Source organism: Paenirhodobacter sp. YD-8 (assembly GCF_056590935.1).
This window is the reverse complement of the sequence record NZ_CM152649.1, coordinates 3,210,436-3,234,315: the sequence shown is the minus strand read 5'-3', so window position 1 is coordinate 3,234,315 and position 23,880 is coordinate 3,210,436. Positions and strand designations below refer to the sequence as shown.

22 protein-coding genes are annotated in these 23,880 nt (G+C 67.3%); 17 read left to right on the top strand and 5 right to left on the bottom strand.

Annotated features, from left to right (window positions below; translation table 11 throughout):
* Window positions 1-38 precede the first annotated feature (38 nt).
* A complete protein-coding gene (locus AC0QTQ_RS15655) occupies window positions 39-515 on the top strand; it encodes an SRPBCC family protein (RefSeq protein WP_121533792.1) in 477 nt (158 codons plus the stop codon).
* A 22-nt stretch (window positions 516-537) separates the two neighbouring features.
* Here AC0QTQ_RS15655 and AC0QTQ_RS15650 read toward each other — a convergent pair whose 3' ends face one another.
* Window positions 538-1,386 carry a prephenate dehydratase gene (locus AC0QTQ_RS15650; RefSeq protein ID WP_480257333.1) on the bottom strand — a complete coding sequence of 283 codons (849 nt, stop codon included), beginning with the start codon at window positions 1,384-1,386 and terminating at the stop codon, window positions 538-540.
* A 200-nt stretch (window positions 1,387-1,586) separates the two neighbouring features.
* On the opposite strand from AC0QTQ_RS15650, the gene AC0QTQ_RS15645 reads away from it, so the two are divergent.
* The 6 genes from AC0QTQ_RS15645 to AC0QTQ_RS15620 all read left to right on the top strand — a co-directional run bounded on the left by AC0QTQ_RS15645 (window position 1,587) and on the right by AC0QTQ_RS15620 (window position 9,250).
* Entirely contained in the window at window positions 1,587-2,120 is a 534-nt protein-coding gene (locus tag AC0QTQ_RS15645; RefSeq protein WP_121533790.1) for a c-type cytochrome, read from the top strand.
* A 139-nt stretch (window positions 2,121-2,259) separates the two neighbouring features.
* Window positions 2,260-4,149 carry an extracellular solute-binding protein gene (locus AC0QTQ_RS15640; RefSeq protein ID WP_480257332.1) on the top strand — a complete coding sequence of 630 codons (1,890 nt, stop codon included), beginning with the start codon at window positions 2,260-2,262 and terminating at the stop codon, window positions 4,147-4,149.
* Between the two features lie 31 nt (window positions 4,150-4,180).
* Complete coding sequence (locus AC0QTQ_RS15635) at window positions 4,181-5,332, top strand: microcin C ABC transporter permease YejB (protein WP_121533788.1); 1,152 nt, start codon at window positions 4,181-4,183, stop codon at window positions 5,330-5,332.
* Window positions 5,332-6,438 (top strand): ABC transporter permease, encoded by a 1,107-nt coding sequence (locus tag AC0QTQ_RS15630; protein ID WP_480257331.1) that lies wholly within the window; start codon window positions 5,332-5,334, stop codon window positions 6,436-6,438. The genes AC0QTQ_RS15635 and AC0QTQ_RS15630 overlap by 1 nt, the downstream gene beginning before the upstream one ends.
* A complete protein-coding gene (locus AC0QTQ_RS15625) occupies window positions 6,435-8,027 on the top strand; it encodes an ABC transporter ATP-binding protein (protein ID WP_480257330.1) in 1,593 nt (530 codons plus the stop codon). The genes AC0QTQ_RS15630 and AC0QTQ_RS15625 overlap by 4 nt, the downstream gene beginning before the upstream one ends.
* Entirely contained in the window at window positions 8,024-9,250 is a 1,227-nt protein-coding gene (locus tag AC0QTQ_RS15620; RefSeq protein ID WP_480257329.1) for a glycosyltransferase, read from the top strand. Before AC0QTQ_RS15625 ends, AC0QTQ_RS15620 begins: the two co-directional genes overlap by 4 nt.
* Before the next feature lie 171 nt (window positions 9,251-9,421).
* On the opposite strand, the gene hemN is transcribed toward AC0QTQ_RS15620, so the two are convergent.
* Window positions 9,422-10,777 carry an oxygen-independent coproporphyrinogen III oxidase gene (hemN, locus tag AC0QTQ_RS15615; RefSeq protein WP_480257328.1) on the bottom strand — a complete coding sequence of 452 codons (1,356 nt, stop codon included), beginning with the start codon at window positions 10,775-10,777 and terminating at the stop codon, window positions 9,422-9,424.
* Between the two features lie 58 nt (window positions 10,778-10,835).
* Here hemN and fnrL point away from each other — a divergent pair, with 58 nt between their 5' ends.
* The gene (fnrL, locus tag AC0QTQ_RS15610; protein ID WP_480257327.1) at window positions 10,836-11,582 is read left to right on the top strand and encodes a transcriptional regulator FnrL; all 747 of its coding nucleotides are present in this window, start codon (window positions 10,836-10,838) and stop codon (window positions 11,580-11,582) included.
* Between the two features lie 31 nt (window positions 11,583-11,613).
* Entirely contained in the window at window positions 11,614-11,940 is a 327-nt protein-coding gene (locus AC0QTQ_RS15605; protein ID WP_480257326.1) for a YnfA family protein, read from the top strand.
* Between the two features lie 59 nt (window positions 11,941-11,999).
* On the opposite strand, the gene AC0QTQ_RS15600 is transcribed toward AC0QTQ_RS15605, so the two are convergent.
* Window positions 12,000-12,839 (bottom strand): universal stress protein, encoded by an 840-nt coding sequence (locus AC0QTQ_RS15600; RefSeq protein WP_480257325.1) that lies wholly within the window; start codon window positions 12,837-12,839, stop codon window positions 12,000-12,002.
* A 253-nt stretch (window positions 12,840-13,092) separates the two neighbouring features.
* Between AC0QTQ_RS15600 and ccoN the strand changes: the two genes are divergently transcribed.
* The 8 genes from ccoN to ccoS all read left to right on the top strand — a co-directional run bounded on the left by ccoN (window position 13,093) and on the right by ccoS (window position 21,170).
* The gene (gene ccoN / locus AC0QTQ_RS15595) at window positions 13,093-14,694 is read left to right on the top strand and encodes a cytochrome-c oxidase, cbb3-type subunit I (protein WP_480257324.1); all 1,602 of its coding nucleotides are present in this window, start codon (window positions 13,093-13,095) and stop codon (window positions 14,692-14,694) included.
* A gap of 12 nt (window positions 14,695-14,706) precedes the next feature.
* Complete coding sequence (gene ccoO, locus AC0QTQ_RS15590) at window positions 14,707-15,435, top strand: cytochrome-c oxidase, cbb3-type subunit II (RefSeq protein ID WP_480257323.1); 729 nt, start codon at window positions 14,707-14,709, stop codon at window positions 15,433-15,435.
* Between the two features lie 11 nt (window positions 15,436-15,446).
* Entirely contained in the window at window positions 15,447-15,662 is a 216-nt protein-coding gene (locus tag AC0QTQ_RS15585) for a cbb3-type cytochrome c oxidase subunit 3 (RefSeq protein WP_121533778.1), read from the top strand.
* Window positions 15,663-15,674: 12 nt separating this feature from the next.
* Window positions 15,675-16,568 (top strand): cytochrome-c oxidase, cbb3-type subunit III, encoded by an 894-nt coding sequence (ccoP, locus tag AC0QTQ_RS15580; protein ID WP_480257322.1) that lies wholly within the window; start codon window positions 15,675-15,677, stop codon window positions 16,566-16,568.
* Between the two features lie 271 nt (window positions 16,569-16,839).
* The gene (gene ccoG / locus AC0QTQ_RS15575) at window positions 16,840-18,282 is read left to right on the top strand and encodes a cytochrome c oxidase accessory protein CcoG (RefSeq protein ID WP_480257321.1); all 1,443 of its coding nucleotides are present in this window, start codon (window positions 16,840-16,842) and stop codon (window positions 18,280-18,282) included.
* A 10-nt stretch (window positions 18,283-18,292) separates the two neighbouring features.
* Window positions 18,293-18,748: a FixH family protein gene (locus AC0QTQ_RS15570; RefSeq protein ID WP_121533775.1), complete on the top strand. Its 456-nt coding sequence runs from the start codon at window positions 18,293-18,295 to the stop codon at window positions 18,746-18,748.
* A 4-nt stretch (window positions 18,749-18,752) separates the two neighbouring features.
* On the top strand, window positions 18,753-20,999 hold the full coding sequence (locus AC0QTQ_RS15565; RefSeq protein WP_480257320.1) for a heavy metal translocating P-type ATPase: 2,247 nt from the start codon (window positions 18,753-18,755) through the stop codon (window positions 20,997-20,999).
* A 12-nt stretch (window positions 21,000-21,011) separates the two neighbouring features.
* Window positions 21,012-21,170, top strand: a complete 159-nt coding sequence (gene ccoS, locus AC0QTQ_RS15560) for a cbb3-type cytochrome oxidase assembly protein CcoS (RefSeq protein WP_113899601.1) — start codon at window positions 21,012-21,014, stop codon at window positions 21,168-21,170.
* Window positions 21,171-21,244: 74 nt separating this feature from the next.
* Here ccoS and AC0QTQ_RS15555 read toward each other — a convergent pair whose 3' ends face one another.
* Together AC0QTQ_RS15555 and AC0QTQ_RS15550 are read right to left on the bottom strand one after the other, a co-directional pair.
* Window positions 21,245-22,897, bottom strand: coding sequence for a D-alanyl-D-alanine carboxypeptidase family protein (locus AC0QTQ_RS15555; protein WP_480257319.1), 1,653 nt, complete (start codon window positions 22,895-22,897; stop codon window positions 21,245-21,247).
* Window positions 22,898-23,157: 260 nt separating this feature from the next.
* Entirely contained in the window at window positions 23,158-23,853 is a 696-nt protein-coding gene (locus AC0QTQ_RS15550; RefSeq protein ID WP_121533771.1) for an HAD family hydrolase, read from the bottom strand.
* Window positions 23,854-23,880 lie beyond the last annotated feature (27 nt).

The following is a 23,880-nucleotide window of genomic DNA, read 5'->3' as shown; positions in this document are numbered from 1 at the left end:
CGGGCGCGCCGGGCCACGATCGTTCAAGGAGCCTCGGCATGAAGTTTTCCGGCCGCGCCGACATCGCCGCCCCGGCTGAATTCGTCTTCGACCAGCTTGCCGATTTCTCGACCTTCGAGCGTGCGGCGCGGCGCAAGGGCGTCAGCCTGCGGCGCACCGACACGCTTGCGGCGCCGGGGGCGGGGATGGCCTGGGACATCGGCTTTCGCTTCCGCGGCCGGCTGCGCCAGCTGAGCGCCGAGATCACCCGTTTCGAGCGTCCCGCCGCGCTCGACTATTTCGGCAAGTCGCACGGGTTCGAGCTGAGCCTGACGCTGCAGATCGTCGAACCGGCGACGGGGCGGGCGCGGCTGCATGTGACGCTCGAGGCAAAGCCGCGCACGCTGGGCGCACGGCTGCTGCTGCAATCGGCAAAGCTCGGTCGCGGCCGGCTCGAGCATCGTTTCGAGGAGCGCATCGCGGCCTTCGGTGCGGCGCTTGGCGCGCGCTTCGCCGCAACGCAGGGCGCGGCCTGAGCCGCGCCGCGCGCGCGAGGGCTCAGCCGTGCCGGCGCGGGTCGGCGGGATAGACGCCGAGCAGCGCCATGTTCGAGGTGAAATAGTCGAGTTCGTCGAGCGCCAGACGCAGGTTGCTGTCATCGGGGTGTCCCTCGACATCGGCATAGAACTGCGTCGCGGTGAAATTGCCGTCGACCATGTAGCTTTCGAGCTTGGTCATGTTCACGCCATTCGTCGCGAAGCCGCCAAGCGCCTTGTAGAGCGCGGCCGGGATGTTGCGCACGCGGAACACGAAGGTGGTCATCATCCGGCCGTGGCCGCGCCGCTTCAGGTCGGGCTCGCGCCCCATCACCAGGAAGCGGGTGGTGTTGTGGGCGTGGTCCTCGATGTCATGCGCGAGCACCTCGAGGCCATAGATGTCGGCGGCAAGGGCCGAGGCCAGCACGCCTTCGCCCGGGGCCTGGCTGCGCGCCAGATCCGCCGCGGCACCGGCGCTGTCGGCGGCGGCATGCCCGGTGATGCCATGCTCGCGCAGGAAGCGCGCCGATTGCGGCAACAGCACCAGATGCGCGCGCACGTCGGTGATCTCGTCGAGCTTGCGACCCGGCACGCTCATCAGGCAGATCCGCACCCGCACGAACAGCTCGTCAAGGATGTGCAGCCCGGATTCGGGCAGGAGACGGTGGATGTCGGCGACGCGGCCATAGGTCGAGTTCTCGACCGGCAGCATCGCGAGATCGGCGTCGCCGCGGCGCACCGCCTCGATCACCTCCTCGAAGGTGTTGCACGGAAGGGCCTCCATGTCCGGGCGCGCCTCGCGGCAGGCCTCGTGCGAATAGGCGCCAAGCTCGCCCTGGAATGCGATCACGCCCTTGCGCGGAATGCTCATCGGTCCCTCCGTCTCTCCTCGCGCCTCCCTATACCGCGCGCGCGGACAGGAAAAGCCGGATCGCGCGCGCCGGTGCCGGGAAAAGCCGTCCAGGCGCGACAAAAGGCGCAGAATTCGGAGCTTTCTTCAAAAAATCTTGAAAGCAAGGGGGCAAACCGGGTAAGTGCCGGCAACTGGACAGCGAAACTCAGGGGCGAGTCATGCTCAATTCGACCACCATCACCAAGGCTGCGGGCGGCGTGCTGGGCGCCTTCCTGTTCTTCCTCGTCGCCAATGGCGCCTCGGGCAAGCTGTTCTCGCTCGCCTCGGGCGAGCATGTCGCGGCCGACGGCACCGAGGTCGCGATGATGACCGCGGCCCCGGGTGGCGCGGGCGGCGGCGACGCGGCCGCTGCGGCACCGGCCGAAGAGGTCCAGATCGTGCTGGGCGAGGGCGATGCCGAGAAGGGCGCCAAGGTCTTCGGCAAGTGCAAGGCCTGCCACAAGGTCGATGGCACCAACGCCACCGGCCCGCATCTTGACGGCGTCGTCGGTCGTCCGGTCGCCTCGGTCGAGGGCTTCGGCTATTCCGACGCGCTCAAGGCGCATGGCGGCGAATGGACGCTCGAGGCGCTGAACCAGTGGCTGAGCGGCCCGAAGGACTACATCCCGGGCAACAAGATGTCCTTCGCCGGCCTGCCCAAGGCCGAGGACCGCAACAACGTCATCACCTATCTGAAAAGCCTGAGCAACTGATCGCCGAACGGCTGATCGGATCGCGTTCCGGAAGGGCCGTCCCGCGGGGGCGGCCCTTTTGCCATGCTCTCACGCAGTTGCAACTTGCACCCCGGCGCGATGCCCTTTTAGCTGGGCGGGCAAGATACGGGAGAGACGGATGACGGGTTCGATGGTCGCGGTGCGGCGGATGCAGGGCAATGGTGCGGGACGGATGGTCGGGGCACTGCTGCTGGGCGCGGCGCTCTGGGCGGGGCTCGCGGCCGGGGCCCGGGCCGAGGAGACGATCACCGCCACGGCGATCTCGACGCTGGGCAACCTGAAATATGGCCCCGATTTCGCCCATCTCGACTACGTCAACCCCGAGGCGCCGAAGGGCGGCGAGATCTCGGAATGGGCGCCGGGGGGCTTCGACAACTTCAACCCCTACACGCTCGAGGGGCGGGCGGCGGCGCTGTCCTCGATCTCGCAGGAATCGATGCTGACCGGCACCGACGACACCGTGGGCGAGGCCTATTGCCTGCTGTGCGAAAGCCTCGAATACCCGGCCTCGAAGGACTGGGTGATCTTCACCCTGCGCGACGGCATCACCTTCTCGGATGGCACGCCGCTGACCACCGAGGATGTGCTCTTTTCCTACGAGCAGCTGCGCGACAAGGGGCTGTCGAGCTTCCGCGCGGTGGTGGCGCAACAGATCGCCTCGGTCGAGGTGCTCGATGCGAAACGGGTGAAATTCACCTTCGTGCCGGGCTCTCCGCGGCGCGACATCATCCAGTCGGCGGGCGGGCTGCCAGTGTTCTCGAAGGCGCAGTTCGCGCGCGACGGCATCGACCTGGCGAAATCCTCGCAGGTGGCGCTGATCGGCTCGGGCCCCTACACGTTCGACAGTGCCAAGAACGGCCGCACCGTGGTGTGGAAGCGCAACCCCGCCTATTGGGGCGCGAAGCTGCCGATCAACATCGGGCGCTACAACTTCGACAAGATCCGCGTCGAGTATTACGGCGATTATCAGGCTGCCTTCGAGGGCTTCAAGGCCGGCAGCTATACCTTCCGCAACGAGGCGAGCTCGCTTGCCTGGGCGACGGGCTATGACTTCCCGGCGCTGAAGAAGGGGCAGGTGGTGAAGGCGGAACTGCCGAACGGCAATGTGGCCTCGGGCCAGGCCTTTGCGATCAACCTGCGGCGCGAGCGGTTCCAGGATATCCGCGTGCGCGAGGCGCTCGGGCTGATGTTCAACTTCGAATGGTCGAACGAGACGCTGTTCTACGGGATCTACGCACGGGTGAACTCGATCTGGGAGAACTCGCCTCTGGCCGCGACCGGCACGCCCACGCCCGAGGAGGCCGAGATCCTGAAGCCCTTCGCCGCCGATCTGCCCGCGGGGGTGCTGACCGATCCGGTGGCGATGGCGCCGGTGTCCGGCAAGCGCCAGCTTGACCGCGGCAACCTGCGCAAGGCGGCGGCGCTTCTGGATGCCGCGGGCTGGCCGGTGGCCGATGACGGCATGCGGCGCAATGCGAAGGGCGAGACGCTGAAGGTCGAGATCCTGAACGACGACCAGAGCTTCGACCGCGTCGTCAATCCCTATGTCGAGAACCTGCGCGCCCTTGGCGTCGATGCCGCGATGGCGCGGGTGGATGACGCGCAATATGAAAACCGGCGCCGCTCGCATGACTATGACATGATCACCACCTCGCTCGGCCAGAACGAGATCCCGGGCGCCGATCTGCAGCAGTATTTCGGCTCGGGCGGGGCGGGGGACGTGTTCAACGCCATGGGGCTTGCGAACCCGGGCATCGACGGGCTGGTGCGGCTGGTCGAGGAGGCGCAGACGCAAGACGAGCTGACGCCGCGGGTGCATGCGCTTGACCGTGCGTTGCGCGCCTTCCACTTCTGGGTGCCGCAATGGTTCAAGGCAAGCTACACCGTCGCCTATTACGACATGTACGAGCACCCCGCTGCGCTGCCGCCGCATGCGCTCGGCGAACTGGACTTCTGGTGGTACAACGCCGAAAAGGGCGAAAAGCTGAAAGCCGCCGGGGCGTTCTGACCCAAGGCGCGGCACGAAAGGGCGGACAGGCATGGGGGCCTATATTCTGCGGCGGTTGCTTCTGGTGATTCCGACGCTGTTCGGGATCATGCTGATCAACTTCACGCTGACGCAATTCGTTCCCGGCGGGCCGATCGAGCAGATCATCGCCCGCGTGCAGGGCGAGGCGGACACGATGCGCAACCTCTCGGGCGGCGGCGATGCCGGCACGCAGGGGCAGGGCGGCGTCGAGGACGGCGGCTATCAGGGCGCGCGCGGGATCTCGCCCGAGCTGCTGGCGCAGCTCGAGGTGCAGATGGGCTTTGCGCGCATCACCTGCCCCGAGGGGGTGACGCCCGATCTGAAGAACCCCGATTGCCGCAAGGAAAAGATCCCGGCCTGGAAGCGCTTCGTCACGATGATGGGCGATTATCTGACCTTCGACTTCGGCAAGAGCTTCTTCCACAACAAGACGGTGGTCGAGCTGGTGCTCGAGAAGATGCCGGTGTCGATCTCGCTCGGCCTGTGGTCGACGCTGCTCGCCTATCTGATCTCGATCCCGCTTGGCATCCGCAAGGCGGTGAAGGACGGCTCGCCCTTCGACACCTGGACCTCGGGGGCGATCGTCGTCGCCTATGCGATCCCGTCGTTCCTGTTCGCGGTGATGCTGATGGTTCTGTTCGCCGGCGGCAGCTTCTGGAAGATCTTCCCGCTGCGCGGCCTGACCTCGGACAATTTCGACAGCCTCAGCATGGCGGGCAAGGCGTTCGACTACCTGTGGCACATCACCCTGCCGACGGTGGCGATGACGATCTCGGGCTTTGCCACGATGACGCTGCTGACGAAGAACTCCTTCCTTGACGAGATCAACAAGCAATATGTGATGACCGCGCGGGCGAAGGGGCTGAGCGAGCGCAAGGTCCTTTACGGCCACGTCTTCCGCAACGCCATGCTGATCGTGATCGCGGGCTTCCCGGCCACCTTCCTCGGCGTCTTCTTCGGCTCCTCGATCATCGTCGAGACGATCTTCTCGCTCGACGGGCTGGGGCTTCTGGGCTTCCAGGCGGCGGTCGAGCGCAATTACCCGGTGATCTTCGGCACGCTCTACGTCTTCGGGCTGATCTCTCTGGTCGTCGGCATCCTCAGCGACCTGACCTATGTCTTCGTCGATCCGCGCATCGACTTCGAGCGGAGGGCCGGCTGATGATCCTGTCGCCGCTGAACGCCCGGCGCTGGCGCAACTTCCGCGCCAACCGCCGCGCCTTCTGGTCGCTGGTGCTGTTCGCCACGCTGTTCGTGCTGTCGCTCTTTGCCGAGGTGATCGCGAACGACAAGCCGATCCTCGTGCGCTATCGCGGCGAGTTCTTCGTGCCGGCCTATCGCTTCTACCCGGAAACCGCCTTCGGTGGCGACTTCCGCACCGAGGCGATCTATCGCGACCCCTCGGTGCAATGCCTGATCGTCACCGGCGGGCGCGAGGAATGCTGGGACACGCCCGAGGAGACGATGGCCGAGGCGAAGACCACCGGCACCGTCGGCGGCGAAAAGATCGAGCGCGGCTGGATGATCTGGCCGCCGATCCCCTATCATTACCGCACCATCAACAATGTCGGCGCCGCCCCCTCGGCGCCGGATCACGCGCATTGGCTGGGCACCGACGACACCGCGCGCGACGTGCTCGCCCGGGTGATCTACGGCTTCCGCACCTCGGTTCTGTTCGCGCTGATCGTCACCTCGATCTCCTCGGTGGTGGGGATCGCGGCGGGCGCGGTGCAGGGCTATTTCGGCGGCCGCACCGACCTGATCTTGCAGCGTCTGCTCGAGATCTGGTCCTCGACCCCCTCGCTTTACGTCATCATCATCCTCTTCGCGATCCTCGGGCGCGGCTTCTGGCTGCTGGTCTTCATCGTCATCCTGTTCGGCTGGCCGGCGCTGACCGGCGTGGTGCGGGCCGAGTTCCTGCGCGCGCGCAACTTCGAATACGTGCGTGCCGCCCGCGCGCTTGGCGTTGCCGACCGGGTCATCATGTTCCGCCACATCCTGCCCAATGCGATGGTGGCGACCCTGACGATGCTGCCCTTCGTCATCACCGGCGCGATCTCGACCCTCGCCTCGCTCGACTACCTCGGCTATGGACTGCCGAGTTCCGCGCCGTCGCTTGGCGAACTGGCGCTGCAGGGCAAGCAGAACCTGCAGGCGCCCTGGCTTGCCTTCACCGCCTTCTTCACCTTCTCGATCATGCTTTCGCTGCTCGTCTTCGTGTTCGAGGGCGTGCGGGACGCCTTCGACCCCAGAAAGGTGTTCAAATGAACCCCGTCCTCCAGGTCGAGAACCTGCGCATCTCCTTCCGCGCCGACGGCCGGCTTGTGCCCGCGGTGAAGGGGGTCAGCTTTGCCGTGAACAAGGGCGAGACCGTGGCGCTGGTGGGCGAGTCCGGGTCCGGCAAGTCGGTGACGGCGCTGTCGACGGTGGCGCTTTTGGGCCCGAATGCGGTGCTCGAGGGCTCGGTGCGCTATGCCGGCGCCGAGATGATCGGCGCGCCCGAGGCCGAGCTGCGCCGGGTGCGCGGCAATGACATCAGCTTCATCTTTCAGGAGCCGATGACCTCGCTCAACCCGCTGCACACGATCGAGAAGCAGATCGGCGAGAGCCTTGCGCTGCATCAGGGGCTGTCCGGCCCCGCGGCGCGCGCCCGCATCCTCGAACTGCTGACCCGCGTCGGCATCCCCGAGCCCGAGACCCGGCTTGCCGATTACCCGCACCAGCTCTCGGGCGGGCAGCGCCAGCGCGTGATGATCGCGATGGCGCTGGCGAACGGGCCGGACCTGCTGATCGCCGACGAGCCCACGACCGCCCTCGACGTCACCATCCAGGCGCAGATCCTCGAGCTGCTGGCCGAGCTGAAGGCCGAGGAGGGGATGTCGCTGCTGTTCATCTCGCATGATCTGGGGGTGGTGCGGCGCATCGCCGACCGGGTCTGCGTGATGAGCCAGGGCGAGATCGTCGAGCAGGGCCCGGCGGCCGAGATCTTTGCGAACCCGCAGCACCCCTACACCCGCAAGCTGCTTGCGGCCGAGCCAAAAGGCCGGGCCGAGCCGGTGCCGGCGGACGCGGCCGAGCTGTTGAAGGCCGATCATCTCAAGGTCTGGTTCCCGGTCAAGCGCGGGCTCCTGCGCCGCACCGTGGGCCATGTGAAGGCGGTGAATGACGCGACGCTGAGCGTGCGTGCCGGCGAGACGCTGGGCATCGTCGGCGAGTCGGGGTCGGGCAAGACGACGCTCGCCCTCGCGCTGATGCGCCTGATCGAGAGCGAGGGGCCGATCACCTTCGCCGGGCAGGAGATCTCGCACTGGCAGGCGCGGGCGCTGCGGCCCTTGCGCCGCGACATGCAGATCGTCTTTCAGGACCCGTTCGGCGCGCTCTCGCCACGGATGACGGTCGAGCAGATCATCGCCGAGGGGCTGACCGTGCATGGCGTCGAGCCCGGCCGCAACCGCCGCGAGATGGTGGCCGAGATCATGACCGAGACTGGGCTCGACCCGGCGATGATGGAGCGCTATCCGCATGAATTCTCGGGCGGGCAGCGGCAACGCATCGCCATCGCCCGGGCGATGATCCTGCGGCCGCGGCTCGTGGTGCTGGACGAGCCGACCTCGGCGCTCGACATGACGGTGCAAGTGCAGATCGTCGATCTCCTGCGCGAGCTGCAGCGCCGCCATGGCCTTGCCTACCTCTTCATCAGCCACGATCTGCGCGTGGTGCGCGCGCTCGCGCACAAGGTGCTGGTGATGCGCCGCGGCGACGTGGTCGAGGCCGGCCCCGCGGCCGAGCTCTTTGCCGCGCCGAAGACCGGGTACACCCGTGCGCTGATGGCGGCCGCGCTTGGAGAGACCGTTTGAAGATCCTGTTCGTCCACCAGAATTTCCCGGGGCAGTTTCCCCGCCTTGCCCCGGCCCTTCAGGCGCGCGGCCACGAGGTTCTGGCGCTGACCGCCGAGACGAACGGCCGCCCCTCGCCGGTGCGGGTGGTGAAATACCGCAAGCCCTCCGAGGTGACGATCGAACCGCGGCTGACGAAGATGTATGCCGAGGTCAGCGAACGCGGCCTGCGCGCGGCGCTTGCCGCCCGCACCCTGCGCGAGCACCACGGCTATGTGCCCGACGTGATCTTCGGCCATTCCGGCTGGGGCGAGACGCTCTATCTGAAAGAGGTCTGGCCCGAGGCGAAGCTGCTCGTCTATGCCGAGCTGATGTATCGCACCACCGGGCTCGACACCGATTTCGACCCCGAGTTCGCCCGCCCCGGGCTGGAAAGCCGGATCTCGACCACCGCGCGCTCGGCGCATCTGATCCAGGCGATGGTGCAGGCCGATGCGGCACTGAGCCCGACCGAGTTCCAGGCCGACACCTTCCCGCCCGAGCTGCGCGCGAAGATTACCGTATGCCATGACGGCATCGACACCGAGCGGGTGAAGCCCGACCCGGCGGCGCGCTTCACCGTGCCGGGCACGACGCTGACCTTCCGCCCGGGCGACGAGGTGCTGACCTTCGTCAGCCGCTCGCTCGAACCCTATCGCGGCTTTCACACCTTCATGCGGGCGCTGCCCGCGGTGATGGCCGCGCGCCCGGCGGCACAGGTGCTGATCGTCGGCGAGGAGGGGCAGAGCTATGGCGGCGCCCCGAAGGACGCGGGCAGCTGGAAGCAAAAGATGCTGGCCGAGGTCGGCGACCGGCTCGATCTGAGCCGGGTGCATTTCCTCGGCCGCGTCAGCTATGGCGATTTCGTCTCGATCCTGCAGATCGGGCGGGTGCATGCCTATCTGACCTATCCCTTCGTGCTGAGCTGGTCGCTGATGGAATCGATGGCGGCGCAGGCGCTGGTGATCGCGTCAGACACCGCCCCCCTGCGCGAGGTGATCACCGACGGGGTGAACGGCCGGCTCGTCGATTTCTTCGATGTCGCGGGCTGGTCGGCCGCGCTGACCGAGGCGCTGGCCGATCCCGCGCGCTACGATCCGCTGCGCGTGGCCGCGCGCGCAACGATCCTCGAGAAATACGACCTGCAGACGATCTGCCTGCCGCGGCTGGTGGCGTTCGTCGAGGCCGCCGGGCGCGCCGGCTGAGGCCGCGGCGGGGGCTGCCTGCCCCCGCGCCCCCGGGAGTATTTCCTCCGGGGAAAAAGGTATCGGCTTTTTCTTGGACGAAATACTCCCGCCGGAGGCACCCGCGGCCGGGGCAGGGGAGGGGCGAAACCAGAAAAGGGGCGCCCCGCTGGCGCGCCCCTCGGCCGTGTATCAGATCGCCGAGCTGTGGCCCGCCTTCGACAGGTCATAGGCGTCGAAGTGGCGCGCGATCATCCGGGTGAGGGGGCGGCCCTTTTCCGGGATCTCGAGCCCCTCGGCGGTCACTTTCACCATGTCCTCGAACTTCGCGGCACAGCTGCGGAACATCGCGGCCAGCTCGGCCGGATCGGCGGCGTAATCGGCGATCAGCTCGGCCGCCGAGACGCGGAAGTCGCACATCAGCGCCTCGATCAGCCGCGCGCGCATCTTGTCCTCGGCGGTGAAGACATGGCCGCGGGCGGTGGAGAAATGCCCGTCGCGGATCGCGCCGGTATGGGCGCCGGTGGCCGGGGCGTTCTGCGCATAGCCCTGCGGGAAGCGCGAGATCGAGGAGGCGCCCATGCCCACCAAGGCCTCGGCGAGGTCATCGGTATAGCCCTGGAAATTGCGCCGCAGCTTGCCCGCCTTCTGCGCGACCGACAGCCCGTCGGTCGGCAGGGCGAAATGGTCGATGCCGATCTCGTCATAGCCGTCGGCGACGAAGAGCTTGCGCGCGACCTCGAAGAGTTCCAGCCGTTCCTGTGGCGTCGGCAGGTGGTCCGAGGGGATCATCGTCTGCCGCCGCGCCATCCACGGCACATGGGCATAGCCGTAAAGCGCCACCCGGTCGGGGCCGAGCGACAGCAGCTTCTGCACCGATTCCGCGATCTTCGTCGGCGTCTGGTGCGGCAGGCCGTAGAGGATGTCGGCGTTCAGGCTGGCGACGCCGCGGTCGCGGATCATGTCCACGGCGGCCTTCGTCACCTCATAGCTCTGCTCGCGGCCGATCACCTGCTGGATCTGCGGGTCGAAATCCTGCACCCCGATCGAGGCGCGGTTGAGCCCGCTTTCCGCGAGCGCATCCATCCGCGCGGCGTCGATTTCGTTCGGGTCGATCTCGACCGAGAACTCGGCGCCCTCGCCCATCGGCACGGCGTCGAAGACCGCGGCGGCGATGCGGCGCATCATGTCGGCGGGCATCAGCGTCGGCGTGCCGCCGCCCCAGTGCAGCCGCGACAGGGTGACGCCCGGCGCCAGCCGTTCCTTCAGCATCTTCAGTTCGCTCAGCAGCGTCTCGGCATAGACGCGCACCGGCTCGTCGCTTTGCGTGCCCTGGGTGCGGCAGGCGCAGAACCAGCACAGCCGGCGGCAGAAGGGCACGTGCATGTAGAGCGAGATCCGCGACCCGGCGGGGATCGCCTCGATCCACTGGGCGAAAAGCGACGGCCCCACTTCGGTCGAGAAATGGGGCGCGGTCGGGTAGCTCGTATAGCGGGGCACCCGTGCGTCGAAGAGCCCGAGCCGGGTGAGTTGCGATTCCTGTTCCATGCGCATATCTTTAGGGGGAGATAACGAAACGCGAATTGACCCAAATCAAGTGGCAACGATGGCTCACGATGACGTGCATCCGGTCTCCCTCGCCTGTGGGGACTGTCCGATTCGGCACCGCGCCGTCTGCGCCCGTTGCGAGACGGACGAGCTCGAAGAGCTCGAATCGATCAAGTATTACCGCAGCTTCGAGGCCGGTCAGACGGTGATCTGGTCGGGCGACAAGATGGATTTCGTGGCCTCGGTGGTCTCGGGCATCGCGACGCTGACGCAGACGCTCGAGGACGGGCGCACGCAGATGGTGGGGCTGTTGCTGCCCTCCGACTTCGTCGGCCGCCCGGGCCGCGAGAGCGCCGCCTACAACGTCACCGCGACGACCGACATCCTGATGTGCTGCTTCCGCCGCAAGCCCTTCGAGGAAATGATGGAGCGCACGCCCCACATCGCGCAGCGGCTGCTGCAGATGACCCTCGACGAACTGGATGCGGCGCGCGAATGGATGCTGCTTCTGGGCCGCAAGACGGCGCGCGAGAAGATCGCCTCGCTCCTGTCGATCGTGGCGCGGCGCGATGCCTCGATCAAGCTGCGCACGGCGACCGGGCGGATGACCTTCGACCTGCCGCTGACCCGCGAGGCGATGGCCGATTACCTTGGCCTGACGCTGGAAACGGTGAGCCGGCAGATCTCGGCGCTGAAGCGCGACGGGGTGATCGAGCTCGAGGGCAAGCGCCACGTCACGGTGCCGGACATGGACCGGCTGCTGATCGAGGCGGGCGACGACAGCGACGGCGGTTTCCTGGCCTGAGCGCGCGACGCGAAACGCGGAAGGGCAGGGGATGGCGGCCTTCGCACTCTATCTTGCCGCGGCGCTGTGCGAGATCTTCGGCTGTTTCGCCGTCTGGATCTGGATGCGGCAGGAGCGCAGCATCTGGTGGCTGTTGCCCGGGATGCTGTCGCTGGCGGCCTTCGCCTATCTGCTGACGCGCAGCCCGGCCGATGCGGCGGGGCGGGCCTTCGCGATCTATGGCGGGGTCTATATCGCGGCGTCGCTCGGCTGGCTGTGGCTTGTCGAGGGGCAGCGGCCGGATGGCTGGGACCTGCTCGGTGCGGCGCTCTGCCTGCTGGGAGCGGCGATCATCCTGTGGGCGCCTCGCTCCGCCTGACCCGGAAGGTGAAAACGGCGCCCCGAGGGGCGCCGCTTCCGTTCGCGGAGTGGATTTCGTCAATGCGCCATTAGCACCGGCACTTCGGCCAGTTCCAGCATGTGCCGGGTGGCGCCGCCGAGGATCGCCTCGCGGAAGCGCGAGTGGCCATAGGCGCCCATCACGATCATGTCGGCCTCGGTCTCGCGCACGTGGCGGATCAGCACGTCCGACACCCGCGGCATGGTCTTTGCCAGCACCGAGACCTCGGCGTGGACGCCGTGGCGGGCGAGCATCTGGCTCAGCTGGCCGCCGGGGTCCGAGCGTTCCGGGCCATGCGGCGGCGGGTCGATGACGGTGATGTCGACCAGCTCGGCCGCCTTCAGGAAGGGCAGGGCCTTGCGGATCGCGCTCATCGCCTCGTTCGACTGGTTCCAGGCGACGACCACGCGCCGCGCCCCGACCGCGCCGGAATAGCCGTCGGGAACGATCATCACCGGCACCTGGCCCTCGAAGAGCGCCGCCTCGACCGCGGCCTCGATCTCCTGACCGCGGCCCTTGCCATAGGGGCGGCCCATGATCACGAGGTCGGCGAAGCGGGCGCGCAGCCCGGCCACGGTGGCGATGGCGCCGATCTGCACGACGACGGCCTCCGCGCTCCAGCGGATGTCCTCGGCGCCGAGCCGGGTCTTCACCGCGGCCTCGATCTCGCGCGCATCCTCCTGCGCACGGTCGAGGGTCTCCTGCTGCACGAAGGCGGTGGCGCCTGCGTAGTAATATCCGGTCTGCGTGCGGTCGACGCCCATGCACAGGACATCGAGATGCGCATCCTGCTGCCGGGCGACGGCAACCGCCGTGTCCAGCTGTGCCTTGGCGGCCGCGACATCCGTCACGATCGTCAACAAGGTCTTGTAGGCCATTGTTTTTGTCCTCCGCGTCTGTTTCCTGCCGGCACCCTAGCTCGTGGAAGTTGGCAAAACCTTGATCCCGATCAAGTGGTGTGGCCCCGCGGGGACGATCCTGCGGCGAATGAGCTCACCCCCTCGTGATTGATTTGATACAGATCAATGCGTCAGGCATACCCTGAGACCACAAGAGCGATAGTCGAAACTCCCCGCCCCGGAACGACCGATTCTGGGAACGGGGGGAAGACAAGACGAAGGGACGCACAACATGTGGGATTACATCAAGCTGATCGCGCTTGGTCTGGTGGCGGTACTTGCCGCCATCGCGGCCAACTACGCGCGCGATCTTCCGTACATGGTGAACGCGATCGAGATCATGCTGGCAGCAGCGATCGCGTTCATCTGGGTGCTGCGCACCATGGGAGGGCCGAAACCCTCCGAAAGCGAATATTTTGACGGCGTTATCCGCGCAGGCGTGATCGCGACGGTGTTCTGGGGAATCGTGGGCTTCCTCGTCGCCGTCATCATCGCCTTCCAGCTCGCCTTCCCGGCGCTCAACTTCGAGTGGGCCCAGGGCTACCTGAACTTCGGCAAGCTGCGGCCGCTGCACACCTCGGCAGTGATCTTCGCCTTCGGTGGCAACGCGCTGATCGCCACGTCGTTCTACGTGGTGCAGCGCACCTCGGCGGCGCGTCTCTTCGGTGGCACGGCCTTCGGCTGGTTCGTGTTCTGGGGCTGGCAGCTGATCATCGTGACCGCGGCCTCGGGCTACATCCTCGGTGCGACGCAGTCGCAGGAATACGCCGAGATGGAATGGCACATCGACTGGCTGATCACGATCGTCTGGGTCGCCTACCTGATCACCTTCCTCGGCACCATCTTCAAGCGCAAGGAACCCCACATCTACGTGGCGAACTGGTTCTACCTGTCCTTCATCGTGACCATCGCGATGCTGCACGTGGTGAACAACCTCGCGATCCCGGTGTCGATCTTCGGCTCGAAGTCGGTGCAGGTGTTCTCGGGCGTGCAGAACGCGATGACGCAGTGGTGGTACGGCCACAACGCGGTGGGCTTCTTCCTGACCGCGGGCTTCCTCGGCATGATGTACTACTTCGTGCCGAAGCAGGCCGAACGTCCGGTCTATTCCTACAAGCTCTCGATCGTGCACTTCTGGGCGCTGATCTTCCTCTACATCTGGGCCGGTCCGCACCACCTGCACTACACCGCTCTGCCGGACTGGGCCTCGACCCTCGGCATGGTGATGTCGGTGATCCTGTGGATGCCCTCGTGGGGTGGCATGATCAACGGCCTGATGACGCTCTCGGGCGCCTGGGACAAGCTGCGCACGGACCCGGTCATCCGGATGATGGTGGTCTCGGTCGGCTTCTACGGCATGTCGACCTTCGAAGGCCCGATGATGTCGATCAAGGCGGTGAACTCGCTGTCGCACTACACCGACTGGACGATCGGTCACGTGCACTCGGGCGCGCTCGGCTGGAACGGCATGATCACCTTCGGCGCGCTCTACTTCCTGGTGCCGAAACTGTGGTCGCGTGAACGGCTCTACTCGGCCAAGCTCGTGAGCTGGCACTTCTGGCTCGCCACCATCGGCATCGTGCTCTATGCCGCGTCGATGTGGGTGACGGGCATCATGGAAGGGCTGATGTGGCGTGAAGTCGACAGCCAGGGCTTCCTCGTGAACGCCTTCGCCGACACCGTCGCCGCGAAGCATCCGATGTATGTGGTGCGTGGTCTGGGTGGTGTGATGTATCTCACTGGCGCCTGCATCATGGCCTACAACCTGTGGGCCACCGTCGCCAAGCAGCCGCGCGCTGCCGCCGCCTCGGTTGCCGCAGTTCCGGCCGAATAAGGAGATCCGCAGATGGCACTTCTGGACAAACATGGCGTCATCGAAAAGAACGCCACGCTGCTGCTGATCTTCTCCTTCCTCGTTGTCACCATCGGCGGCATCGTGGAGATCGCGCCCCTGTTCTATCTCGAGAACACCATCGAGAAGGTGGAAGGCGTGCGTCCCTACACCCCGCTCGAGCTGACGGGCCGCGACATCTACGTGCGGGAGGGCTGCTATGTCTGCCACTCGCAGATGATCCGTCCGATGCGCGACGAGGTGGAACGTTACGGTCACTACTCGCTCGCCGCCGAGTCGATGTATGACCACCCGTTCCAGTGGGGCTCGAAGCGGACGGGGCCCGACCTCGCCCGCGTCGGCAACCGCTACTCGGATGCGTGGCATGTGGACCACCTGACGAACCCGCAATCGGTCGTGCCGGAATCGGTGATGCCGAAATACGGGTTCCTCAAGCACCGCATGATCGAACCCACCTATATCGAGGACCGTCTCAAGACCGATCAGCTCGTGGGTGTGCCCTACACCTCCGAGATGATCGCCAACGCGAAGGCCGACTTCGCCGCGCAGGTCAATCCTGACGGCGATACCGACGGCCTGACCGAACGGTATGGCGCAAAGGTCAACATCCGCAACTTCGATGGCCAGCCCGGCATTTCGGAGATGGATGCGCTGATCGCCTATCTGCAGGTTCTCGGCACGATGGTCGACTTCTCGACCTTCGAACCCGTGGCAAGTCGCTGAGGGGGCAGGGGATGGACTACCATATCTTCCGTGAATTCGCCGACAGCTGGGCTGCGCTGGCGATGCTCCTTGTCTTCGTGGGAGCCGTCGTCTTCGCGCTGCGCCCTGGCTCGCGCCGGGTCCATGACGATACGGCAAGCATCCCCTTCCGGCATGATGACAAACCCGCCTGTTCTGGCGGCGGCTGCAAGGACGGCTGCTGCAAGGACGACGGCGCCACGTTGTAAGGAGGCGTGGACATGAGCAAAAAACCGACCACCAAGAAGGAAGTCGAGACCACGGGCCATTCGTGGGACGGCATTTCCGAATACAACAACCCGCTGCCGCGCTGGTGGCTGTGGACCTTCTACGCCTGCATCGTCTGGGGCGTGGCCTACTCGATCGCGATGCCGGCCTGGCCGATCTTCGCCTCGGGGGCGACGCCGGGCCTTCTGCACAGCTCGACCCGCGCCGATGTCGCGGCCGACATCCAGAAGTATGCCGACGCGAACAAGCCGATCGAGGAAAAGCTGGTGGCGACCGACCTGAACCAGATCGCCAACGATCCGGAACTGGTCGACTTCACCCGCAACGCCGGCGGCGCGGTGTTCCGCACCTGGTGTGCGCAGTGCCACGGCGCGGGCGCGGGCGGCAACCCGGGCTTCCCGAACCTGCTCGACAGCGACTGGCTGCATGGCGGCACGATCGAACAGATCTACACCGACGTGCTGCACGGCATCCGTGACCCGCTGGATCCGGACACCAACCCGGCCGCGGCGATGCCGGCGCACCTGACCGACGGTCTGCTCGACCAGACCCAGATCGACGACGTCGTGCAATACGTGCTGCAGATCTCGGGCCAGCAGGCCGATGCCGCCAAGGCCACGGCCGGCGCGGAGGTCTTCGCCAACAACTGCACCGCCTGCCACGGCGAAGACGCCAAGGGCATGCAGGAGATGGGCGCACCGAACCTGACCGACGCGATCTGGCTCTATGGCGGCGATCAGGCCACCATCACGAAGACCGTCGAATTCGGCCGCGCGGGTGTCATGCCCTCGTGGAGCTATGCCCCCGAAGGCGGCACGGCGCGTCTGAGCGAAGCGCAGATCCGTTCGGTCGCGGCCTACGTCCACTCGCTGGGCGGCGGTCAGTAACACAAGAAATTCGGGGGACTGCGGAGCGATCCGAAGCCCCCCGGGTGGCACCGGCGCCCCGTCCTGTTCGCGCGTTTCCTGGGGGCGCCGGTGTTCTTTCCTGCCGGACGACGATGCAATCGCCCCGCCGCCTGCGCGTGCGGGGTTTCCTTTTCCCGGGCCGGCATATCCTGTATCAGAAATCTGCAATTTTGACGCATGTCAAAGCCTTTCCGGTCCTGCCATAGCAGAAGGGACCGGAATTGAGAGATCAGACAACGGAGAGAGACCTGTGAGCTCCACCGAACCGAGTGAACCCGGCCCGCTTTACGCCGCGCGCGAACCCGTCTTCCCGCGCCGTGTGAAGGGTCATTTCCGCACCCTGAAATGGGTGCTGATGACCCTGATGCTGGGCATCTACTACATCACCCCGTGGATCCGCTGGGATCGCGGTCCGGCGCTGCCCGATCAGGCGGTGCTCGTCGACCTGGCGAACCGGCGTTTCTTCTTCTTCATGATCGAGATCTGGCCGCACGAGTTCTATTTCGTCGCGGGTCTTCTCATCATGGCGGGGCTCGGGCTCTTCCTCTTCACCTCGGCGATGGGGCGCGTGTGGTGCGGCTATGCCTGCCCGCAGACGGTCTGGACCGACCTCTTCATCCTCGTCGAGCGCATCGTCGAGGGCGACCGCAACGCCCGCATCCGCCTGCTGCGGCAGAAGTGGAACTTCGAGAAGATCCGCAAGCGGATGACGAAATGGACGCTGTGGCTCCTGATCGGCGTTGCCACCGGCGGCGCCTGGGTCTTCTACTTCACCGACGCGCCGACGCTTCTGCATGACCTGCTGCACGGCTCGGCCTCGGCCGTGGCCTACACCACGATCGCCGTCGCCACCGCGACCACCTTCGCCTTCGGCGGCTTCGCGCGCGAGCAGATCTGCATCTATGCCTGCCCCTGGCCGCGGATCCAGGCCGCGATGATGGACGAGGACACGATCACCATCGCCTATCGCGAATGGCGCGGCGAGCCGCGCGGCAAGCCGGGCGTTGCCGGCAACGGCGACTGCATCGACTGTCAGGCCTGTTTCAACGTCTGTCCGATGGGCATCGACATCCGCAACGGCCAGCAGCTTGAATGCATCACCTGCGGGCTGTGCATCGACGCCTGCAACGAGATGATGGACAAGGTCGGCAAGCCGCACGGGCTGATCGGCTACATCGCGCTGAAGGACGAGGCGAAGGAACGCGCCGGCGAGCATCCGACGAATGTCTGGAAGCACATCTTCCGGCCGCGCACGATCCTCTATTTCACCCTCTGGGCCGGCATCGGCATCGGGCTGATCGTCGCGCTCTTCATGCGCTCGCCGATCGACTTCAACGTCACCCCGAACCGCGACCCGCTCTACGTCGTGCAGGGCGACGGCTCGATCCGCAACATCTACACGCTGCGTCTGCGCAACAAGCATGGCGAAGACACGACCTACCGGATCTCCGTCACTTCAGAAGATCGTGAAGGCCACGCGCCGCTGAAGCTCTCGCTCGAGGGGCAGCCGGGTGATACCGTCACCGCACCCGCCGACCAGCTTTATACCCAGCGGCTCTACATCGAGGCGCCGGCCGGGTCGAAGATGGCGCGCGAGGACCGGTCCGAGATCAGGATCTGGGTCGAAGACGTGAAGGGCACCGACCGCGCCGCGGCCGAAGCGGTGTTCAACGGCCGTGAACAGCACCACTGAGGAGCACAGAATGGGAAAACCCCTGACCGGCCGGAAGGTCCTGCTGATCGCGCTCGCCTTCTTCGGCATCGTCATCGCCGTCAACGTCACCATGGCGGTGAAGGCGGTGAAGACCTTCCCCGGCCTCGAGGTGTCGAACTCCTATGTCGCGTCGCAGACCTTCGACGCCGACCGTGCCGCGCAGGAAAAGCTCGGCTGGGTGGTCGAGCCGACCTATGACCGCGGCGTCCTTTCGCTGGTGATCCGCGACAAGGGGGGGCTGCCCGCGCGGGTGGCCACCCTGCACGCGCTCGTCGGCCGCACCACCATGGCCAGCGAAGACGTCGAGCCCGAGTTCTCGTTCTCGGGCGGGATCTTCTCGGCGCCGGTGCAGCTCGCGCCGGGCGCCTGGCTGATCCACCTCGACGCGGTCGCCCATGACGGCACCAAGTTCCGTCAGCGCATCGACCTGTTCGTGGACAAGTAAGCCGATGACGGTCGCCCCTGCCGCGAACGGTCTGACCCCTGCCGCCTCTCCCGCCCTGCCGGCGGGGGAGGCGGAGCACGTTTCCGCCTCGGCCTGCCCGGCCTGCCTAGCGGCCCCCTCGGCCGAGGCGCTGGCAAAGTCGGGTGACATCCATGGCGCGCGGATCATGCTGTCCCTGCCGACGGCGCATTGCGCGGTCTGCATCACCGATGTCGAACGCGAACTGTCGCGCCAGCCCGGCGTGCGCTCGGCGCGGGTGAACCTGACGCTCAAGCGCGTCTCGATCGACGCCGAGCCCGGGGTGGAGGCGGCCCCGCTCGTCGCCGCGCTCGACGGCATCGGCTATGAGGCCTACGAGCTTGACCCGGGCCTGCTGTCGGCGACCGAGACTGACAAGCGCGGCCGCGACCTGCTGATGCGCATCGGCGTCTCGGGCTTCGCGATGATGAACATCATGCTGCTCTCGATCTCGGTCTGGTCGGGGGCCGAGGACGCCACGCGCGACATGTTCCACTGGATCTCGGCGGCGATCGCGCTGCCGACGGTGGTCTTCGCCGGGCAGCCCTTCTTCGCCTCGGCCTGGGCCGGGCTGCGTCGCGGGCGCGTCAACATGGACGTGCCGATCTCGCTGGCGCTGATCTTGGCCTCGTCGATCTCTCTTTATGAAACCGCGCATCACGGCCATCAGGCCTATTTCGATGCGGCGGTGATGCTGTCCTTCTTCCTGCTCGTCGGGCGCTATCTCGATTACCGCACCCGCGCCGTGGCGCGCTCCGCGGCCGAGGAGCTTGCCGCGCTCGAGGTGCCGCGCGCGACGGTGCTGCGCGAGGGCGCCGAGGTCGTGGTGCCGGTGGGCGAGCTTGTGCCGGGCGACATCATCCGGGTGCGGCCGGGCGGCCGGATCCCGGCCGATGGCACGGTGACCGAGGGCACGTCCGAGACCGACCGCTCGCTTCTGACCGGCGAGTCGTTGCCGGTCTATGCCGGGCCGGGGGTCACGCTCTCGGCGGGCGAGGTGAACCTCACCGGCCCGCTCACCCTGCGCGTCACCGCGGCGGGCAAGGACAGCTCGCTGCACCGCATGGCCGATCTGGTCGCTACGGCGGAATCGGCGAAGACGAAATACACCTCGCTGGCCGAGCGTGCCGCGCGCGCCTATTCGCCGCTGGTGCATACGCTCGCCTTCTCGTCCTTCCTGACCTGGCTGTGGATCACCGGCGGCGACGTGCGCCACGCGATCAACATCGCCGCGGCGGTGCTCATCATCACCTGCCCCTGCGCGCTTGGCCTTGCGGTGCCGGCGGTGGTCACCGCGGCCTCGGGCAAGCTCTTCCGCAAGGGGCTGCTGATCAAGGATGGCACCGCGCTCGAGCGGCTGGCCGAGGTCGACACCGTCGTCTTCGACAAGACCGGCACGCTGACCATGGGCGCGCCGACGCCCGAGAACCTCTTCGACCTGACGCCCGCGCAATTCGCCATTGCCGCGGCGCTTGGCGGGGCCTCGTCGCATCCGCTGGCGACGGCGCTGGCCGCGGCCGCGCAGGTGCGCGGCATCGTGCCCGCCGCCCTCGACGATCTGCGCGAGGTGCCGGGCTATGGCGTCGAGGGGCGACTTGACGGTGCGATCCTGCGCCTTGGCCGGGCAGACTGGGTCGGGGCCGAGGCAGGCAGCGTGACCGCGACCCATCTGCGCATCGGCGCTGAGGCACCGGTGACGCTGCGTTTTGCCGACAGCCTGCGCCCGGGCGCCGAGGCGGCCGTCTCGGCGCTTCTGGCGCAGAAGAAACGCGTGCTGCTGGTCTCGGGCGATGTCGAGGGCGCGGTTGCGGCCCTTGCCCGCCGGCTTGGGATTGCCGAGTGGCACGCGGGGGCCCGGCCCGAGGAAAAGGCGGCGCTCGTCGCCGAGATGACCGGCCAGGGCGCGCGGGTGCTGATGGTGGGCGACGGGCTGAACGACACCGCGGCGCTCGCCTCGGCGCATGTCTCGATCTCGCCCGCCTCGGCACTCGATGCGGCGCGCACCGCCTCGGATATCGTGCTGCTCGGCCAGGATCTGGCCCCGGTGGCGGATGCCGTGCGGATCTCGGTGCAGGCGCGGCGGCGGATCAAGCAGAACTTCGCGCTTTCGGGGCTTTACAACGTCGTTGCGGTGCCGATCGCGCTGGTCGGTCTGGCGACGCCGCTCGCCGCGGCCTTGGCGATGTCGCTGTCCTCGATTACGGTGTCGCTGAACTCCCTGCGGCTGAAGTGAGCGGAGGCGCCGATGTCCGTCCTGACCTATCTGATCCCGATCTCGCTGTTCCTGGGCGGCTTCGGCCTCGTGGCCTTCTTCTGGACGCTGCGCACGCGGCAGTATGAAGACCCGAAGGGCGACAGCGAGCGCATCCTGTCGGACGAATACGACGATCACCCGAAGGGCTGATCCGCGCGATCCCCAGGCATGAAAAAGCCGGCCCTCGGGCCGGCTTTCGTCTGTCTGGCGGTGGGGCGGGGGGCTCAGGGCCCGATCACCGTGCAGTCCGAGGCGCGGGCGGTCAGCCGCGCGCAGGCGAGCTCGGCGCCGGCCTTGGTCATGCCGACGAAATTCGCCTCGAAGCCGGTCTTGCCGCGGGCGACCTTGCGCAGCGCATCGCCGAGCGTGTCGCTTTCCATCAGCGCCGTCTTCAGCAGCGAGCGTTCGGCGGCGTATTGCGAGGGGAACTTGCCGACGTTGACGCCCCAGTTGCGCCCGCCCGAGCTCGAGGCGCGGGCCACCACCTCGCGCTCCTGCTGCGGGGCAGGGGCGGGGGGCGTCAGGGCGGCCAGGATCACCGTGTTGTCGGTCGGGTTCTTGTGGCCGGCCATCTCCAGCGTCTCGGGCTGCGGCGTCGAGGTCTGCACGAACATCGGTTCGCGCGGATCGGGGGCGTCGCCCTCGGCCGGCGTGTCCTCGGAAAAGTCGTTCATCGCCAGCGTCTCGGGCTGCGGCGCGGCGGCCTGCACGAAGCCCGCGGCGGCGACCGGGGCGGTGGTGCGCGCCGGGGCGGCAGGGGGCGCCGCCTGAGCGACGACATCGGTGACCTCGGCCAGGGCGGCGACAGGCGCCGCGGCCGGGGCTGCGGGCTCGATCGCCTTGGCAAGCGCGAGGGCGACCGCCTCGGTGTCATGCGCGGCCGTGCCCGGGCGCGCCATCGGGCGCGGGCTCGCCGGCGGGGCCGCCGCAAGGCGCAGCGTCTTCGCCGCGGCGACCGGGGTATCGCCCTCGTCCGCGTCAGCCTCGGCGCCACTGACCTCGGGGCCGGCAACGCCGGTCGCGTCCGCCATCAGCGCGGGCGGCGTCGGCTTGTCGACGGTGGTGCTGCCCGGCGCGCGCGCGAAGCCGAGGTCGAGCAGCTCGGCCACCTTGGCGTTGCGCTGCGCGGTCGAGGTGCCGCCGAAGACGGTGGCGATGATGCGCTTGTTGCCGCGCTGCGCCGAGGCGACGAGGTTGAAGCCCGCGGGCACGGTGTAGCCGGTCTTGATCCCGTCGGCGCCGTCATAGGCATCGAGGAAGCGGCGGTTCGTGCTCGATACCTTGGCGATGCCGGCGTCGGCCGTGCGGCGCGAGAACAGGTTGTAATACTGCGGGAAGTCGTAGATCAGGTGGCGCCCGAGGATCGTCATGTCATGCGCGGTCGACATGTGGCCCTCGCGGGTCAGGCCGTTGGCGTTCCTGAAGGTGGTGTTCTTCATGCCAAGCGCCTTGGCCATGCGGTTCATCTTGCTGGCAAAGCCCGCCTCGTCGCCGCCGAGGTAATCGCCGATCGCCGCCGCCGCATCGTTTGCCGATTTCACCGCCGCGGCGCGGATCAGATAGCGCAGCTGGATCTTCTGCCCGGGCCGCAGGCCAAGCCGCGAGGGCGGCTGGCTTGCCGCATGGGCGGTGACGGTGACCACGGAATCAAGGCTGACCTGGCCGCGCTCGATCGCGTCGAAGGTCAGGTACAGCGTCATCATCTTGGTCAGCGAGGCAGGGTGCAACCGGGTATCGGCGTTCTGGGAATAGAGCACCTCGCCGGTTCGCGCATCCATCACCATCGCGGCAAAGGGCGCAGCCAGCGCAGCCAGCGGCAGGAAGATCAGGGAGAGTGCAAATAGCCCGTAACGGACCCATCGCGCGAGCGTGGTCACGGTTTCTGTCCTTGTGCTGCCTCGTGCCCCGTTGTTTGCCGGAGCTTTGAAGGCCAGCCTAACACGGCTTTTCCCCCCTGAAAACCGCCTATTTTCAAGCGCTTTCGCTACGACACTCAGGCAGTGCCCCCAGATCTCGTGGATCCGCCCGGCGCGGCGGCGAGGGGTGGTGAGGGCGGCGGCGGCAACGCCCCGGCGGCATGGTGTCGCAGCCGTGAAACCGCACAAATTCAAGGCGTTGATGGGCATTTTCCGGGCGCTCACCCGATCCGCTCGAGCAGTTCGTGCAGCCCCGACAGCGAGGGCAGGGCGGCAAAGCGCGGGTGTCCGTGCGGCGCCTCGGCCTCCTCGAGCGCCCAGGTCATCTCATGCGGCACATGCACCCCCCAGCCGCCGGCCTCGATCATCGGAAGAACGTCGGATTTCAACGAGTTGCCGATCATCATCGCGGCCCCCGCCCCGGTGCCGTGGCGGGCGAAGACCTCGGTATAGGTGGCCTTGCGCTTGTCCGACACGATCTCGACCGCGTCGAACAGATCGCCCAGCCCCGACTGGGCAAGTTTCCGCTCCTGGTCGATCAGGTCGCCCTTGGTCACGAGGACGAGGCGATAGCGGCCGGCGAGCGCCTCGACCGCCGCGCGCGCCTCGGGCAGAAGCTCGATCGGATGGGCGAGCATCTCGCGCCCGGCGGCCAGGATCTCGGCGATCACCGCGCCCGGTACCGCGCCGCCGCTGACCTCGACCGCGGTCTCGATCATCGAGAGGGTGAAGCCCTTCACCCCGAAGCCATAGATCCCGACGTTGCGCCGCTCGGCCGCGAGCAGCCGCTCGCCCAGCCGGGCGCTGTCGGCGTGATCGGCCAGAAGCTCGGTGAAACGGGCCTGGGTCAGGCGGAAGAAGCGCTCGTTGTGCCACAGCGTGTCATCGGCGTCGAAGCCGATCGTCGTCAGTTTCATCCGATCCTCCGCGCCGAGCGACCCGCG